Origin of the sequence: Sporolactobacillus sp. CQH2019 (assembly GCF_028765345.1) — a bacterium.
Taxonomy (GTDB): Bacteria; Bacillota; Bacilli; order Bacillales; family Sporolactobacillaceae; genus Sporolactobacillus.
The window spans coordinates 1-661 of the sequence record NZ_JARAJZ010000046.1 but is presented as its reverse complement, the minus strand read 5'-3'; the positions used below and the strand labels follow the sequence as shown (position 1 = coordinate 661).

1 protein-coding gene is annotated in these 661 nt (G+C 45.5%); it reads right to left on the bottom strand.

Annotated features, from left to right (window positions below; translation table 11 throughout):
- Nucleotides 1-661 (bottom strand): hypothetical protein (locus tag OYT88_RS20715; RefSeq protein ID WP_443217556.1); only part of this gene is annotated, 661 nt, incomplete at both ends.

Here is a 661-nt window from a genome sequence, read left to right as displayed (position 1 = left end):
GTCCTCTAATCCCAGATGTTTGCTGCTTTTCCTGAATTATTTGCGTTAGGGTTAAATGCTGATTTCCGGCAAACCAGTGAAAAATAGAACGGTGTAAAAAAGCCATCATTGTTGCTTCTGAGACAACTCCCTTTGACGAAGTGCGTAAATAGCGAAAGCACCTTTTCGAAGTCTTGGTTGAGTAGCGTAAAGCGAGCATTTGGAGCAGACCCATTGCGATACAGCTGCACATCATGTAGCCTTCTACCGCCTTTATGGTTTGAAGAATTCGTGTTTGTTCGCTCGTCTTCGTTACATGTTCAAGTGCTTGTGGTTCATCTTTTTTACGGTAGCGATTCAACTTCGGCATCGACCGACTCCAAAAATGATAGGAGAAGGCCCCAATGGTCTGTTTCAATGCCCGAAACGTTGTTTCGGTTGTGAAGCGACGGGCATAGAGTTGGATGATGGTTTCTGGAGACAAACTCCTGTCCGTGCTGACCAAGATGGATTGCCGCTCTCCCATCACGACGAGTACGAAGCGAAGTTCCTGATACAATCCTTGCCCCCAAAGCAGATCCCGACATAAATAGGAGACCGTTTCTTCCTTGTCATAAAGCGATAGGGTTACCGTTTCAAACAACTGAGCTTGTGAAGAAAACAGATCTTTGAGTTTGAGACG